This window comes from Paenibacillus sp. FSL E2-0201 (assembly GCF_037963325.1).
Lineage (GTDB): Bacteria > Bacillota > Bacilli > Paenibacillales > Paenibacillaceae > Paenibacillus_AQ.
In genome coordinates, this window is the sequence record NZ_CP150154.1 from 6,192,677 (window position 1) to 6,209,148 (window position 16,472).

14 protein-coding genes are annotated in these 16,472 nt (G+C 36.8%); all 14 read right to left on the bottom strand.

The window, feature by feature from the left end; genetic code table 11:
- Positions 1-154: 154 nt before the first annotated feature.
- Positions 155-874, bottom strand: coding sequence for a heptaprenylglyceryl phosphate synthase (locus tag NSU15_RS28045; protein ID WP_231573963.1), 720 nt, complete (start codon positions 872-874; stop codon positions 155-157).
- Between the two features lie 228 nt (positions 875-1,102).
- On the bottom strand, positions 1,103-1,969 hold the full coding sequence (locus NSU15_RS28050; protein ID WP_042131259.1) for a phosphatidylinositol-specific phospholipase C/glycerophosphodiester phosphodiesterase family protein: 867 nt from the start codon (positions 1,967-1,969) through the stop codon (positions 1,103-1,105).
- A 122-nt stretch (positions 1,970-2,091) separates the two neighbouring features.
- On the bottom strand, positions 2,092-3,498 hold the full coding sequence (locus NSU15_RS28055) for an undecaprenyl-phosphate glucose phosphotransferase (RefSeq protein WP_042131261.1): 1,407 nt from the start codon (positions 3,496-3,498) through the stop codon (positions 2,092-2,094).
- Positions 3,495-4,448, bottom strand: a complete 954-nt coding sequence (locus tag NSU15_RS28060; protein ID WP_081954207.1) for a glycosyltransferase family 2 protein — start codon at positions 4,446-4,448, stop codon at positions 3,495-3,497. The genes NSU15_RS28055 and NSU15_RS28060 overlap by 4 nt, the downstream gene beginning before the upstream one ends.
- Before the next feature lie 103 nt (positions 4,449-4,551).
- Entirely contained in the window at positions 4,552-5,574 is a 1,023-nt protein-coding gene (locus tag NSU15_RS28065) for a glycosyltransferase family 2 protein (RefSeq protein WP_339288306.1), read from the bottom strand.
- A gap of 212 nt (positions 5,575-5,786) precedes the next feature.
- Positions 5,787-6,650 carry a dTDP-4-dehydrorhamnose reductase gene (rfbD, locus tag NSU15_RS28070; RefSeq protein WP_339291496.1) on the bottom strand — a complete coding sequence of 288 codons (864 nt, stop codon included), beginning with the start codon at positions 6,648-6,650 and terminating at the stop codon, positions 5,787-5,789.
- Positions 6,651-6,658: 8 nt separating this feature from the next.
- Positions 6,659-7,681 (bottom strand): dTDP-glucose 4,6-dehydratase, encoded by a 1,023-nt coding sequence (gene rfbB / locus NSU15_RS28075; protein ID WP_339288308.1) that lies wholly within the window; start codon positions 7,679-7,681, stop codon positions 6,659-6,661.
- A 290-nt stretch (positions 7,682-7,971) separates the two neighbouring features.
- The gene (locus NSU15_RS28080) at positions 7,972-8,982 is read right to left on the bottom strand and encodes a glycosyltransferase family 2 protein (RefSeq protein WP_042131264.1); all 1,011 of its coding nucleotides are present in this window, start codon (positions 8,980-8,982) and stop codon (positions 7,972-7,974) included.
- Positions 8,975-9,961, bottom strand: coding sequence for a lysylphosphatidylglycerol synthase transmembrane domain-containing protein (locus tag NSU15_RS28085; RefSeq protein WP_081389837.1), 987 nt, complete (start codon positions 9,959-9,961; stop codon positions 8,975-8,977). The genes NSU15_RS28080 and NSU15_RS28085 overlap by 8 nt, the downstream gene beginning before the upstream one ends.
- Complete coding sequence (locus tag NSU15_RS28090; RefSeq protein WP_042131266.1) at positions 9,918-10,325, bottom strand: DUF2304 domain-containing protein; 408 nt, start codon at positions 10,323-10,325, stop codon at positions 9,918-9,920. Before NSU15_RS28090 ends, NSU15_RS28085 begins: the two co-directional genes overlap by 44 nt.
- Positions 10,326-10,337: 12 nt before the next feature.
- On the bottom strand, positions 10,338-11,039 hold the full coding sequence (locus NSU15_RS28095) for a glycosyltransferase family 2 protein (protein WP_042131267.1): 702 nt from the start codon (positions 11,037-11,039) through the stop codon (positions 10,338-10,340).
- Positions 11,040-11,093: 54 nt separating this feature from the next.
- Complete coding sequence (locus NSU15_RS28100; RefSeq protein WP_042131268.1) at positions 11,094-13,127, bottom strand: DUF2142 domain-containing protein; 2,034 nt, start codon at positions 13,125-13,127, stop codon at positions 11,094-11,096.
- A 213-nt stretch (positions 13,128-13,340) separates the two neighbouring features.
- Complete coding sequence (locus tag NSU15_RS28105) at positions 13,341-15,014, bottom strand: rhamnan synthesis F family protein (RefSeq protein WP_042131269.1); 1,674 nt, start codon at positions 15,012-15,014, stop codon at positions 13,341-13,343.
- A 6-nt stretch (positions 15,015-15,020) separates the two neighbouring features.
- The gene (locus NSU15_RS28110) at positions 15,021-16,325 is read right to left on the bottom strand and encodes a glycoside hydrolase family 99-like domain-containing protein (protein WP_052414754.1); all 1,305 of its coding nucleotides are present in this window, start codon (positions 16,323-16,325) and stop codon (positions 15,021-15,023) included.
- Between the last annotated feature and the right edge of the window lie 147 nt (positions 16,326-16,472).

Consider the following 16,472-nt stretch of genomic DNA (forward strand, 5'->3'; position numbering starts at 1 on the left):
CATGCTCCTTTCTAAATATAAAATCACAAATCAAAAGTAGTCCTAAAAATAACCACTAAGCATAATCACCTTCGACGTCCTTATAAGGACGGTAAGTGTTTATACGAAAAATATAAAGATAATGTATAACGTGAAACTTATACTTTCTTATATTTTAATCAAATTGCTCTTGTACTGTCTTCTTCACAGCCGCAACTGTTAGCAGTGCCTGCTGTACATCGCTATAAATAATATTGCCGACCACTACTGTATCACATAGAGCTGCTGCTTGCTCGGCCTCTGCCTCACAAGTAATGCCCCCTCCATAAAAAAGCTGAGCCTGCTCCACCATTTCACGCACCGTCCGCACGGTCTCCATATCCCCGAACCTACCGCTGTATTCAAGATAAACAATCGGCAGTGACATCAGCCTGTCCGCAACCTGGGCATATGCAGCCGCTTCTTCAGCATCAATGGCCGTCTCAGCCCCTGTTATCCGTGCAACTGAAGAGTCACTATTCAACACAATATAACCTTCCGTTAGAAGCGAATCCCATGGAATCATAAATCCATAGCGTTCAATAGCTCGGCGATGATGGCCTACAATCCAGGCTGTATCAGGCGTATTAAGCACCATAGGAATCATATAAAGATCAAATCCGGGTACAGCAGCTTCAAGTTCGGATACCTCGAGTGCACAGGGTAACTCAAAATGCCTCACTTTTGATAAGAGATCCACTGTATTCTCATAGGTTACTCCTGTAGAGCCCCCTATCAGTATGGCATCCGTGCCTGATAAGCAAACAGCCTCCAAATCCTCATCCGAAATCATCCGGTCAGGGTCTAGCTTAAACACATGCCGCCAAGGTTTGATCATTTGCTGCACTGCTTTCATGAGAATCATCCTTAATAGTCATTTGGGCAAGACAAAGACACTCCTGCCGCCGCAAAAGATATAGATCTAGTCTATGCCAGCACAGCAGGTGTGTCAATTTAAAGCGAACAAAAATGCGAACATTTTTTCGTATATAAATTTTGGAACTCCCGCAAAGCACCTGAATACACATCTATGGAAAGCACCACTTTTTAGAGATATATTAATGGTAATACGTAGTCAAAGATTTCAACGTACACCTGAGATGTTAATCAAATCCTCTTCCGGCACAAAATCAGTGTAAAAACCATCCACGCCCATACGGGATAACTCCCGAATTTCATCTTCTTCATTCACTGTATGAACATATACACGAGCGCCAGCCTTCTTCAGCTTTTTAATAAAGCTCTTGTTGGCCCGGCTAACCGGCATGGTAATATCCACACCTGTTTTATTAACAAACTCAATAACTTGTTCATCCGTATCCTTGGACTGGTACAGGGTGTAAAGCACTTCCGGAAAAGAATAAACCTTATTGATATCATCAAGCATCGTCTGATTGTATATTTGTGGAATAATTCGATCTAATATGGCTGGATCCCGGCGCTGCGCCGCTTCTACCAACAATGTAAATTGTTTATTTATAAGTTCAGATTTGATCTCTTTCGTATCCGTCACGATATAGGCATCTGGATAATGCTGCATCAGATCAAGCAACCTCTCAACATCGATTGGGGAGTAGATATTCAGAATTGGACTATCCATGAATTCTTTATAATCTAGTACAACCCCTTGTTTATTAGCAGGAAGCACATCCAACTGTCCTAAGAGCTTACTCATATTCCCTGACCACTCATGCCGACCAACTAGCTGATCATCAGCCGATAATAACAAGTCTACTTCAAATACGCGAGTTCCTTGTGCATAATTAGCTACAAACGCTTCAAAAGCATTGGTGTATGTATGACCGTTAATGCCACCCATGGCATGTGCCACGACCTTGTGAGCTTCAAAGCCGCTTACAGGCTGCTCGTCTTCATTACTAAAAGCGATTACAAGTAGAGTTATAAGAGCCCCAATTACAATTACGGTTGCAACAATCCTTTTTTTATCCATAGTTGAGAGTTTCCTTTGCGAAGTTTAGATTATAAAACCAATAGAAAAACAATACCCCGCTCTACCATAGGTAGAAACGGGGATCCAATTAAAGTTTTAGCAAATCTGAATCAGTGCAGGAATCAATAAGCATTTTTGTTGACGAAGCCGTTGCGAATCGTTTTGAAAATAATTCGAATATCGAACAGTAAAGACCAGTTCTCAATGTAGAAAATATCGTGTTTGATCCGCTCCTCGATGGAAGTGTCACCGCGGAGTCCATTGCTCTGTGCCCAGCCTGTGATTCCAGGGCGTACATGGTGTTTTACCATATACTTTGGAATTTCATCACGGAACTGTTCCACATAATACGGGCGTTCTGGTCGAGGTCCAACCACGCTCATATGTCCCAGCAACACATTAAAAAATTGCGGAAGCTCATCCAGACTTGTCTTACGGATAAAGGTCCCAAATCTAGTTCTACGAGGATCTTCTGGTGTACTCCAGCCTGTATCCTCTTCGCCGTCCTGCTGCATCTTCATCGAGCGGAACTTATACATCATAAAATTACGTCGATTTAATCCCACTCGTTCCTGCCGGAATATAATCGGTCCCGGAGAAGTAAGTCGGACACCAAGGGCTACGATGAGCATTACAGGAGATATCATAATGATTGCGAACAAGGAGAACACAATATCAAACAATCGCTTTGCCATCTTATTACCCGTCATATCTAGTGGAATATCACGAACATTAATCATTGGCATGCCTGCAAAGTTATCAAAGTACGGCCGCGCTGGTAAGTAGTCAAAAAAGTCAGGGATAATTAATGTGCGCACGCCTGCTTTTTCACAGGCTGCAATAATTGAAGGATACTTCGAATGCGCATCGAGCGGCAACGCAAGTATAACTTCATCCACAGGCAACATCTCTAGCATACCGGACAACTGGTCAACTGTTCCCAGGATCGGCTTATAGCGTTGTTCTTCAATTCCATCCCAAGTGTGATAGTCATCCAAGAAACCAATCGCTTCGTACCCGAGCTCAGGGTATTGCTCTAAATTATTATAGAATCTTTTGCCTAACGTACCTGCACCGATGATAAGTACAAACTGTCGGTTGAAGCCCTTTTCGCGAAAAGATTTAAGCATCTTCTTCAGCACATAACGGTACAGCATAATAGAAAAAACATTAAATCCCATATAAATAGCAAGGTAAGTACGAGAGATATCGATTTCTTTCACAAAAAACATCAGACCGAGCAGGATGAAAATGCTCATGATGTGTACTTGGAAGATCTTAATAAATTCATCGACAAAACGTTTCTTCCGCTTAGGCAAATACAGTGACAATAATATCCCGATTAACACTGCAATTCCGCCATAAATCATACTCCAGTAAGCGTACGACTCTACAGGCAGCGTATTATAAGATTCCATCCATCCACTCTTGAACTTGATCCACCAAGCCGCTAAAAAGGACAGCTGGATGACAATAAAGTCAGCAACCATATAGAGCTGTGTCAAAAATTTCTGATTACGCCGAATCATAAATTCACCTCAGTATTCTTTTCGTTACGTACACCTGTTTCATTAGCAGAGTTAAGACTCTGAGCAGGTGATGTGACCGTTTTAGGAGAGGTTAAGGCATTCCGCAAAAGCGAAAGTGCGAACTTCACACCTACGCCGGCATATACTGTTCCATTTATCATACTGTTGTACTTCTTACTATAATGCTTACGATGAAATAAAATCATTGCCCTGTGGAATTCATAGACGATCTTGAACGGCCTACGTCTAGCGCTGCCGCCTTTAAGATGTACGATAGAGGTCTTCGGATAATAATAAATCCCCCAACCAGCCTCTTTAATTCGATAGCACCAGTCTAAATCCTCACCGTACATAAAGAATTCTTCATCTAATCCGCCCACCTGATCAATCGTCTCCCGCCGCAGCAACATAAACGCACCCACCAGACAATCTATCGGGTAATCAAGATCCGGGTCCAGATAACCTAATTGGTAACCGTTAAACCTCGGGCGGTCTGGAAATAGTTTGCTAAATCCAAAAGCATAATAGAAGGAAGCTGACGGTGTAGGGAATCCACGCTTACACGCTTTATCCAGCGAACCATCCGGTAAAATAATCTTACATCCTGACGCCCCAACATCGGGTCGACTGTCCATAAAGGAGATCATTGTCTCCAGCGTATCCTTACGTACTACCGTATCTGAGTTGAGCAGAAGCACATACCTTCCGGATGAAGCTTCCATCCCCTGATTATTAGCACGGGCAAAACCAACATTGTCGTTATTGGCGATCAACATTACACCTGGAAACTCTCTACTAATCTTCTCTACTGATTCATCACGGGAATTGTTGTCTATCAAAATAATCTCATAGGAATAGTTCGTTTCTGAGTCATACACCGACCTGAGACAGTCCATCGTCAGGCGACAAGTGTTGTAATTGACAATAAGTATGCTTACATCTACATTCACTACGTAACGCTCCTGACAAATATAGTAATCTACCGACAATTATTATAACATAAAACCTCCCTGAGAGGAGGTGACGTTTCAGGGAGGTTTTTCCAGTTTCGGTTTAGTTTTTGTGTTGTTTTCTCTCTTTTATCGCGGCTTGTATATACTCCCGCTTCTTTTTTAATGCAGGGCGCTGAGAGAAAAAGGAATTCCATGCTGTAATTAACTGTGGCTCTCTAAGCAGCATATAGCCTTGAGCTGCAATTTCATAGGGAAGAGAAATGAAGATTGTTTTCAGCATAGTTCGAGCTGGTTCATTCTTGTAGATCATTTTGTAGCGGTTAATGTAAGATATTCGTCGGATAAACATCGGCTTGGTGTTACGACCAGATGTTTTCCAACCACGTTCGTGATATCCGATCGCTTCAGCATCATAATATCCCTGCCAGCCGAATAACTGGCCTCTCCAAGCCACATCCACATCTTCCTTATACGCGAAAAAGTCAGCATCAAAAAATTCACCATCAACACTAATATCATCGATCATCCGCCGAGAGTACATCGCAGCCGCTCCAGATACACCGAATACCGGACCCGACTGTGTCCATTGATCAGCTGGCTCGCCTGCACCGCGATCAAACGCACGGCGTGCTCTGTTCATACGGAGACCTGTGCTGTCTACCAGCCTATGATCACCCTTAAGCAAAAGCTTGCCTGTCGCGCTGCCGATCTGCGGGTTGGCTTCCATGTGTGCAATGAGTCTAGAAACATAGTCAGGAGCCAGCGTTAGGTCAGGGTTAAGAACGAGCACGTAATCCGTATCAGTCGCGGCAATGGCCTGATTATGGGCTGGGGCGAAGCCTGTGTTGTTTTGGTTTTGGATGAGTACTAAGTTGGTGAATATTTCCTCGTTCTTTGGTATATTTGGCAGATCAATACCCTCAAGTGAATGAGTTAGAGAAGCTTTAGGGATTGTGCTGCGAAAAGTGCTCACTCTCTCAGCACAACCATCAGAAGAGGCATTGTCTACAACGACAATTTTCTCAATAGGATAATCCTGTGCCATTACTGCCTCTAAGCAATCTATAATGTCATCCGCGCTGTTGTAGGTGACGATATGTACACTTACTGTTTTGTTATTCATGAGTATCCTCGACTTCGTAATTTCTTATTAACTAATTACTCCCTTCTTATTATAGCGAAAGAATCAAGAAGAAACGATGTTGTCGTCTTTTAAAAATGATAAACATTTCTCGTAGAAATATAAGGATATTAGTGAAACTTATAAATTCTTGTATTCAACAAAAAAACTCCCGCATCGTTATGAACGATTTGGGAGTCTCCATTGTAGTTATGCTATTCTTTTAGCTCCAGAAGGAAATCTCTTAGTCCCTCACGCCAAGGTCGAATATCCCGAAAACCGTTCGTACGTATCGATAAATGCTCCATTACCGAATTACGAGGACGTGGTGCAGGGCGTGGGAACTGTTCTGTAGCACATGGTTCAAGCTTGGCAGTAAATTTCAGGCCCAGAATATCCTCAGCCTCCGCAAAGATCGCCTGTGTAAATTCAAACCAAGTGCAAGAGTCGCTATTTGAAGCATGGTATACACCATACTTCTCAGTTTGAATAAGTTCAAGCAAGAATCGAGCTAAATCGACTGTATAGGTAGGCGAACCTTTTTGGTCATCTACAACTTGAAGCATTGGCTTTTCTTGGCCAAGCTTTAGCATTGTTTTGACAAAATTATTTCCGTATTTACCATACACCCATGATGTGCGTACGATAAAATACTTAGAGGAAAGAGATTGAACGAGCACTTCACCCGCACGTTTCGATTTACCGTATATACTCTTAGGATCTGTATTATCATACTCATGGTAAGGCTGTGATCCTAAACCATCAAATACATAATCTGTACTGATATATACCAGCTTAGCCCCAGCTTTTTCAGAAGCTATCGCTACGTTTCGACTTCCAGTGGCATTAATTAAATAAGCAGCATCAATGTCACTTTCTGCCGCGTCCACAGCCGTGTGTGCAGCACAGTGAATGACAGCATCCGGTCCAAACTCACCAATAACCTGGACACACTGATCGAGATCAGTAATATCCATCTCTTGGCGGTCGCAGCCCATCACTTGGTGACCTTGTTGCTGGAGTAGTAAAACCACATCCTGACCCAGTTGTCCAGCTGCGCCTGTAACAAGTACCTTCAGTCGAGCCATTATAGAGATTCTCCCAAACGATCGCCATATTGTAATTCAGCGTACTTCTGGTATTCCCCAGATTGAATGCGAGTCCACCATTCCCGGTTATTGAGATACCATTGGATGGTTTCTTTAATACCTGTTTCAAACGTATGTTTCGGCTTCCATCCCAGTTCGTTCATAATCTTAGTTGGATCTATACCATAGCGGCGATCATGACCAGGACGGTCTTGAACATAAGTAATCAGTGAATCAGGTTTGCCTAGTTCCTGCAATACCGTCTTTACAATATGCACATTCGTACGCTCGTTATTACCACCAATGTTGTAAACTTCGCCATTCACACCCTCATGAATGACTAAATCAATCGCGCTGCAATGATCCTCAACATACAACCAGTCGCGGATATTCATCCCATCGCCATAAACAGGCAACGCTTGGTCCGCAAGCGCGCGAGAGATCATCAACGGAATTAGTTTTTCAGGGAATTGATACGGACCATAATTGTTCGAGCAGCGGGTAATGTTTACTGGCAGACCAAATGTTTCATGGTAAGCACGAACAAGCAAATCCCCACCTGCTTTACTTGCAGAATAAGGACTGTTCGGAGTCAAAGGAGTTTCTTCAGTAAACAACCCAGTTGCTCCAAGTGATCCATACACCTCATCCGTAGAAACTTGAACGAACTTAGTAACACTGTATTTTTTCGCCGCATCCAAAAGCACTTGTGTTCCAAGCACATTCGTCTTCACAAACACTTCCGGCTCCAAAATACTCCGATCCACATGCGATTCAGCAGCAAAATTCACCACCACATCCACACCTTGGCTAAACAAAGCATCCATTGCCTGTACATCTGTAATGTCTGCTTTTACGAACTTGTGGTTCGGATGATTTTCAATTGATTTCAAATTCTCCAAATTACCTGCATACGTCAACGCGTCTACGTTAACGATTTGGTAATCAGGATGTTGTTGCAGCATGTATAATACAAAGTTGCTGCCGATAAATCCGGCTCCGCCGGTGATTAGAAGCTTCATTTATAGCCCACCTTTTATTCAAATAAATGTTGTGTTTATAATTCGAAATTAAGTTCAGCATCCTTCATTACGGGTGGCACTGATCTTTATCCGATAATATCAGATTCGAAACAGGTTAATCAACATCAAGGATCGAATCACTTTATAATATTCCAAAAGTATTCTTAAGGGAATAAAATTCATACACCTTATAAATACTTGGGTGCTCGAATGCAATGTCCATAAGTGCTTCAGTATACTTAAGGACTTACCCCTATATTATTATCTATTTAGTTACGTTCGTAGAATAATTAAGATTTAAACAGATCCGAAAACGATATATGATACTGTTTAAACCACTCTTTAATTAGTCTATTATCCACTTTTTTTAATTTATTAATGTCAGATCTTTTTTTCATCATTACAAAGAACTTGCTCCAGACATCCCTATGTGCTCTCAGTATAGTTAAAGCTAATTTCCTCTTAGAGTAATTATTCATCAACTCGTTAGTCGCACCCTTTTCTTTATACATACTATAGATTTGGAATAGATATAGTCTTAATGTATATATTGGATTCATTAGTATCAAAGAGGCTGGATAGTTCTTAATAACAAACCAATAATGGTTGCGTTCAATTAAATACGTTTTAAAAAGCGAATACTTTCCCGCTGATGAAGAATATCGGTGATAAACAATTGCTTCACTTACATAAAGACATTTCCATCCTGCAAGTTGAAGACGGAAGCCTAAATCAGTATCTTCGCAATAACAAAAAAAGTCTTCGTCAAATAGTCCAACTTCATCAAGTGCTTTTTTTCTATACAAAGCAGCACATCCGCTAGGAATTAGAATATGTTCTGAAACATCGTATTTTTGAACACTTTCATTCCTACCTCGGGTTCGAGACATTCCTGATACATTAATTAAAAGACCCGTTGAATCAAGAAGTTGCTGATCGAAATAGGAGATAATCTTGCACCCACAACTCCCGAGTTCCTCATTTTGATCAAGCGCATTGGCCATCTGTTCTAACCAAGAGGCTTTAGCAGTCGCATCATTATTTAATAATGCGATATATTCTCCTTTCGCCTCTTTTATCGCTAGATTGTTGCCTTTAGCAAAGCCATGGTTCTTTTCGGACTTAATCAAATGAACCGAGGGATATTCTCGGATGATATCAATTGAATTATCAGTAGAGTTATTATCTAATACAATAATTTCAAAATTATTGTAAGTCTGATTAATTAATGAATCCAGACAATCACCTATATAATCCGCGCCATTGAAATTGACTATAATGACAGATATCAACCTATTCATTATTCACCTTCTTTCTAACACTGTGTTTCCTTTGTTTTAGAACAGATACACTATAGGGGAGAAGGGGTAAAGCATACATTGCCAATATAAAGTATGTTAAGAACTTACTCGCCAAGATCGGAGTGATCACACTAAGTGTTGTGTAACCCCAAAAATGCAAAACTGCCAACATTGTTACTTCAGTACTACCCTGACCTCCCGGTATCATACTTAAGACACCAACAATCATACCTAAAGAGTGTACAAGAATTACTTTTGCTATTGTAATTTCAATATTAAACGCATGAAAAATAAAATATAAATAAAAATATTCAGTAATAATGGTGAGCAAGGATGTCACAATAATTATAATACCTAACTTTGGATTCTTAATGGGAATTAGCAGGCTTTGTTTTATATTTAATAGTACTTTCTTTAGTTTTGGACCTAAAATTTTATATACTATTAATAACGAAAAAAGTACAAATATCATAACAATAGATATCAGTAGATAATTATCCTTAATCCCTGTAAAACTATCATTTAAAAAAGAAAGCAATCCTTCACTTATTACAAAAACTGCACATAATGAGTATAACAAGACACAAAATAATTCTATAATTTTATCTAGGAATAAAATAGGTAGAATTTTCGATATATCAACTGTGTACTTAAGCTTCAGATAAGCTGATACTAGAATTTCCCCAGCTCGTCCTGGGATAAAAGCACCCATTAACTGACTAGAAGCCGTTAATGAAACAGTTTCCTTGAAGCTTATGTTCGTATAAACTTTCATTATTTTATTAAGTTTAAAAGACCTCAAAAAAAGTACAACAGAGTATACAAGGATACTTACTATAAAATACATATAGTTTATATCGTTAAATCTATTGTTAAAAAACACTAAGAGTAATAGAAAAACTATTGCCCCCAATACGATATATAGAATCTTCTTCTTATTCACCTCGCACCATTCTTCTCTCCGTTGAGTTTTCTTCATCTAATTTATGCATGTTGATTTTCATGTTATTTAATTCTTGTTTCATCAATCCAATTTCTTGAGACATTTGGCGTACTTTTATTGATGATTTTGAAATTGATACCGTCAGACTGAAAATAATAACTAGTCCAGAGAGAATCCCCACTAAAAACACGAAATTCGAAGGTGCTTGAAAACCAAATATACCTGTAAAATAAAACGCAATTTGCGGAATCACTGAAATAACTAGCATAATAATTACAACCAAAATCCAAAGAAGCGCATATCTTAATTGTAGCTCGTACCTTTTAATCATATTAATTAAAAGAAAGAGTAAGATCAAACATAATAAAATAAGAGAGATCTGTAATTTAAAAGGAAACATATAACCCCATCCTTATGTAACTTGATGTTTTCTAGTAAAGTCTATAATGATAGCCAGAGTAACTTTTATCATATAATAAATTGACTTTAGCGATTTAATAGATGATGTTCCCCCATTACGCTCTCTCATTTGGACAGGTATTTCTGCTATTTTGTATCCATTTCTACTAAGAGCCATTATTGACTCCGGTTCAGGATAATCTGTTGGATAGCTATTAGCAAAAAAATCTATCACTTTCTTGTTACATGCTCTAAATCCTGAAGTAGGGTCGCTTACTTTTCGTTTTGCAAGTAGCTTTAATAAGCCAGAAAAATAAATAATTCCAACTCTTCTTGTAATAGAAGATTGAAACCCTTCCTTTTCAATAAATCTTGAGCCGATCACGAAATCAAGTCCATCTTTCACTATGGGTTCTATTAAACTTTTAATATAGGCAGGGTTATGTTGCCCATCACCATCAATCTGAATAGCTATGTCATAATTATTCTTTTTTGCATAGATATATCCCGTCTGAACTGCGCCTCCGATACCTAAATTACACGGAAGATTTATAACATTGGCATTGTTCTTGTCGCAGATGACAGAGGTCAAATCAGTCGAATAGTCATTAATAATTACAAAATCTAAAATATCAGAATAATCAGATAACTCTTTAATTAAAGATTCAATATTCTCCTCTTCATTAAAACATGGAATTATCCCAAGTACTTTCATTGAATTTTACTCCTTATAACATATTTTTTTAAATTATCAATTCATTGAATGATTTTAAAAAGGGATAACTCCATTGACTTTTAAAATATAATTAAGCAATAGTGAAAACAATAGAACACATAAAGACATCATTAAATATTTATCAATCTTTTTATCTTTGATAATAACGCTGCTAGAAGCAAACAATAAGAAAAACAAGGGGGATACAGGAAGAAAATATCTACCTTGTATACCATTAATAATGGAACCTCCAACTGGCGTGAAACCTGTATATAAAGCAGTATACGTTAAAACAAGCACACAGGATATGATTGCCATAAAAATAATTTTCTGACTAACTTTTACTTGCATTCTTTCTTCTTCTAAATAGCTCCTATTCGGTATAGCCATAAAGAACAACAAAAAAATAAACCCAAAAATAAGAACCGGTGATAACCCATATCCATAGTTGGTCACTGTCTTACCAAGCATAGCCAAAAATTGTTGACTTCCAAGATTCAAAAATGTATCAAATATAACTTTAATATAACGAAATGGATGAGTTAAAACAAAATGTACTTGATCACTTGGCGAAACACTTTCTCCTCCTCGGAGATCGGGAACAGCAATATTCGTTAAACTCATAAGATTCCAAATAATCATGGGCAGTGTGCAACAAGTTAGTATTAAAAATATCTTTTTAAAATAATTTTTTTTTGCCCCAAACTTCTGATACGGTATGATAAAAATAAGAAGTAATAGTGGAACATAAACTGGTTTTGATATTGACATAAACATTCCAACCAGCACTAGTAAACAAATATCCTTAGTAGTTATTTTGGATACTTCCTTCGTATAGGTTAGTTTAAGTATTATAGAAATAAATAATATAGAGGAAGCAATTATAACAGCATCAGCTGATAGGGATGATGCTTGAATAAGAGACATTGGCAACAACGCTATAATCAGAATAAGCATCTTTTTAAAAGGTACTATTTTTAGTGAAAAATAGATAATGCTTATATAAGCAAGAAAATTAAATAGTCTACCTAAATAAAGCATAGTAATAGGGGCTGCGTTAAAAACCCTCGACACAATGATACCTAATGCTTGAGGTATGTAAAGGACTGGAGAATATATAGACGCATAGTTTCTATAGAAAGTCCGCTCATCTGGATTTAATTTCATAGAAAAAGCTTCGTCTACTATTTTATATTGAAATCCAGTTTGATGAATGTATCTAACCTTGTCCACTGTTGAAATTAAACTGTATGGAATATAGTTTCCTATTTGTCCATCTACTGTTTGATTAATGAACTTTCCTTCAGAAACTTCATAGGCTCTATAATAATGTTCTAACTCATCCAAATGATCAAATGGAGGAAATAAAAACACCATAATGATCCCAATCGATAATGACAGAACCACGAAAACCTTTGCTATATTATCCCTTAATCTAATTACAACAATGATTATAGCTATAAAAAAAACTGTGAAAGCTACCAGTAATAGATAAAAGCTCTTTGCACTCATGAGTGCTTTCGTACTTATTCCCGATAAATTGAAGTATATACTTCCTTGTTGTTCCTGGTCATTGACTGTTAAATAGCCTACGTTATTGTCTCTGCTTTTCCACAAAGTAACGGAGTTACCTTCATACAATCCTTTACTACTGATTAAAAATTCTAATTTTCTATATTTCTGATCACTGTTTGGAATTTTCATAGTAATATTTTGTCCATCAGAAAGACTAGAAACATCAAGAATTTCTTGATGCAATAATTGACCATTCTCTTTAATATCAAAAATGAGTTCTCCAGTGTTTATTCTTTCAAAAGTCCCAAACGGTATAGCAATTTCTAAATTAGTTTTATCATTCACTTCAAATTTCTGTTTAATCAACGTCCCATCTTGTATTTCCCCAATAATATCTCCTGAGTTTTCTTGACTTATAATCATTTTTTTATCCTGAGAGATGGTTATAAAAAAATCTTTATGTTCAAAAATCACAATTGAAAAATATATTGCGGAAATGAGAATGAAAAGAATAATAAAGAGCCTTTTTGAAAGAAAATTCCATAGTTCTTTTCTATGAACAAATGTCTCCATCGGAAGAAATCCCCACTTCAAGTTATTTTCAGATATCTTATAAGGAGCACCTATTCGCCATGACTTATTTCATTTGATAAAATTCCTAAAAGTTCATTTTGAAACTGTAGCTCGAATAATTCTTCTTTTATACCTTATTTCCACCTAATTATTAAGAAATTAGAGCATAACTTGGTTAACATACTGGTAGTTGAATTTTTATCATTAAATAACTTATAGTACTGGAATTTTCCGATTATTATAATTCTCATCTTCTAATTCTGTTTCTAAATATTCAACAGTTGAAATTTTATAATTATGGTGTCTAGCAAATAATACAAACACTCTTTCAATTGCATGAGCTAATGTTCCATCTTGTAAGCCCTTTTCCGAATCAAAATCATCAATAGTAATCCGTAATTCTTTTATAGAAATAATGGCTCTTGGATTAAACCAGAACATAGTACCAGCAAAAAATCCCAAAACAACATTTTCTTTCTCTATTCCGACTTTTAGACAAAGCTCTTGAACCTTATCTTTATTCGCTCCCCAGAATTCTTCATTAATCAAATATGATTGTTCCGGACCGATTAATCCCATATAAGGATCCTTTTCAAATCTATCCAATATAGACAAAACTCTAGTTGTATTACCTAATAGCTCATCGTATATTCGTTGTCTCCAATTAGTTCCTTGGTCGCTATATAAACTTTTCTTGGAATGAATTTTACAAACACTAGTGTATCTATCTAAAATACTGGTGTTAAGTAATGATATAAATGGCGCTACATCTCTTCCCTTATTCTCAACACAATAGACGTATACATTTGCATTTGTAAATCTTTTGAGTTTTTGCTCCACTTCAAACGCTGCAGATAGAGTCACTACTGATATATACAGATCAAACTTGACAGGAATAGATCTTAAATAAGAAATTATTTCATCTAATAACTCCAAATAAAACAAATGAACAATTACTGCGGTCTTATTTTTATTATTAGCAACTCGACTTAATAAATTTTCCGCAGAAAAGTATACTTGAGTTGGATTAGAACTTGTATTAATTAATATGTCATCTATTTTTTTATTTTTATAGAAAGGAGCTTTATTACTCAAATAATCTTTCACTTCGAGGACTTCATTTTCTCCATTTCTTTCAATATGTTTGAGCACTTCAGGATAATCACGAATAACTTCCCATTTACAAATAGAAAATTGATCATAAATATCTTTCCATAATAAATGACAGGCATTTCCTTCTCTTAGATACTTATAACTAAATAAACTGAGAAAAATCAATTTCCAATTTTTCTTTTTATAACTATTATTTAAAGCATGGATATAACTACTAAACGACCATTGAAAACAAGAACCTACTAACAAAGAATGACTCAATGCACTTTGAGACATTCCTATTTCGTACTTAAAAATGATGTCCACTTTTTTATCAAGTATTTGTACATTATTCCAAAAATTTTCGAACCATACACTTACTAAAGCCTCTTTCTTCAGAACAACAAAAAAACTTTGTACATGGTAATGGAACTGGTATGAATCAACCAAACCGCATATATCATAAATACTTTCGTCTACTATTCCTAAAATCTTATTAATATCAAATGATGAAGCTATAAAAAAGCTATCATTGATTAAGATTAGTTCATCATAGATATATATATTCTCAATCTTCCCTATTCCATATTTGTAACTATAGAAATCATATCCTAAATTGCCTCTAACATAACATTCCACTTTCGGAGACAGCAACTTCAGCTCATCAGAAAGTAAGTTTGTAGAGACCATTATTATACGATCACAGACCGTTTCAAGATGTGCTATGAGCTTTAATGTATTTGAAGACAACTTCGCATCTTTATCATAATGTGCTAAAACAGCAATTCTTTTCAATCAATATTACCTCCTAATTCTTGAGTATACAGATTTGGCAATATTAAATAACCTAGGATATCTACTTAATCTATGTTTTATCTTGTTTTTAGTGAAATATTTCCAAGCCGTTTCATTTTGCAGTTTTAAACTTAGAATTCTATTTTCATTCGCATAAAAAACAGACAAATTAATAACTTTGTTATATTCCTCAGTGAAAGCCTTCATTTCACTATCAGTAAGGGTTGCAAGTTCAGTAACTTCATTCAATTCAAAGTCTTGTTTTTGTAAGGCTTTAGAAGTCGCTTCAAGATAAGCATGTCCGTACTTTAGATCAGGCTCAAGGTGACAGCCTTCTCCCCATTCATTCCATGCATTAATAAATATAAACTGATTGTTCTCTGAATGAGTACTTTCAGAATATTCAACAATATACCTAAACCAGTATCTATAAAGGGCTGGAGTAGAATTGATTATCGCATGCGGATTGTTTTGCCTCCGCGCTGTATTGTCCCATGACGGAAGAATCCCCCTATACCACGTATACTCTTTAGACTTAGCCTGAATTGCCTGCGCAACAACCTTAGGATAATCTACTATACCACCAGAAAAATCAGGATTGGTAATACTTGGCATGTTCGATGGTCTGTTCTCAGGAGTGAAAAACTTGTGTGGAGGGAACTCAATCGCTGAATCGAAGCCCCATTCTGTGGGATCATCTATGCCATAAAACTGTACAGCAGCCAAATGAATATCTTCAAAACCAGCCTTCTTCGCTTCTTCTCTCCAAATACGTGTAGTGTTTTTGATGTCCGGGAATAAATCCACTCTATAGACTATAAACATTGGTTTACCGTCAACTTTGATATAGCGATCATCTTTAAATATAGGAATTAAGTATCTAATCAGATCTCGATCATCTTCAGGAGTATGATTTTGTTCTAAGAGCACCTCTTTATCCAATCCGTCCCAAGTACGTGTCCAATTTTCATTAGCCCAACAAAAGCAAAATGGAAAATCTATATTTGAATTGAAATATTGATCAAGTGGTTTTTCAAGTATCCTTCTACCATTAAACCAGTAAAAATAAAAGCAAAATCCGAAAACTCCATACAACTCAGCCATTTTTGCTTGTTCTCTCATCACTTCTACATTGCTTAGATCATAAAATCCTAAGTCCTTAGGGACATGAGGTTGATAGTGATCAGGAAAATTGGGTTTTGCTTTTGCAACATTTGTCCATTCCGTAAAACCCTTTCCCCACCATTCAGAATTTTCTTTCACATGATGATATTGAGGTAAATAAAATGCTATTGGTTTTACTTTACTCATTTAATCCTCCGGTAAACTGTAATTTTAAATTCATATTAAAGCACAACGAAGTGCCTAAAAACAAAATAATAAAGCATTTCGTTAATCGTCTCAAAGTATAGTTAAAAAACAATAAAGAATGATCACTGAAGAACTAAATCCCCCGTG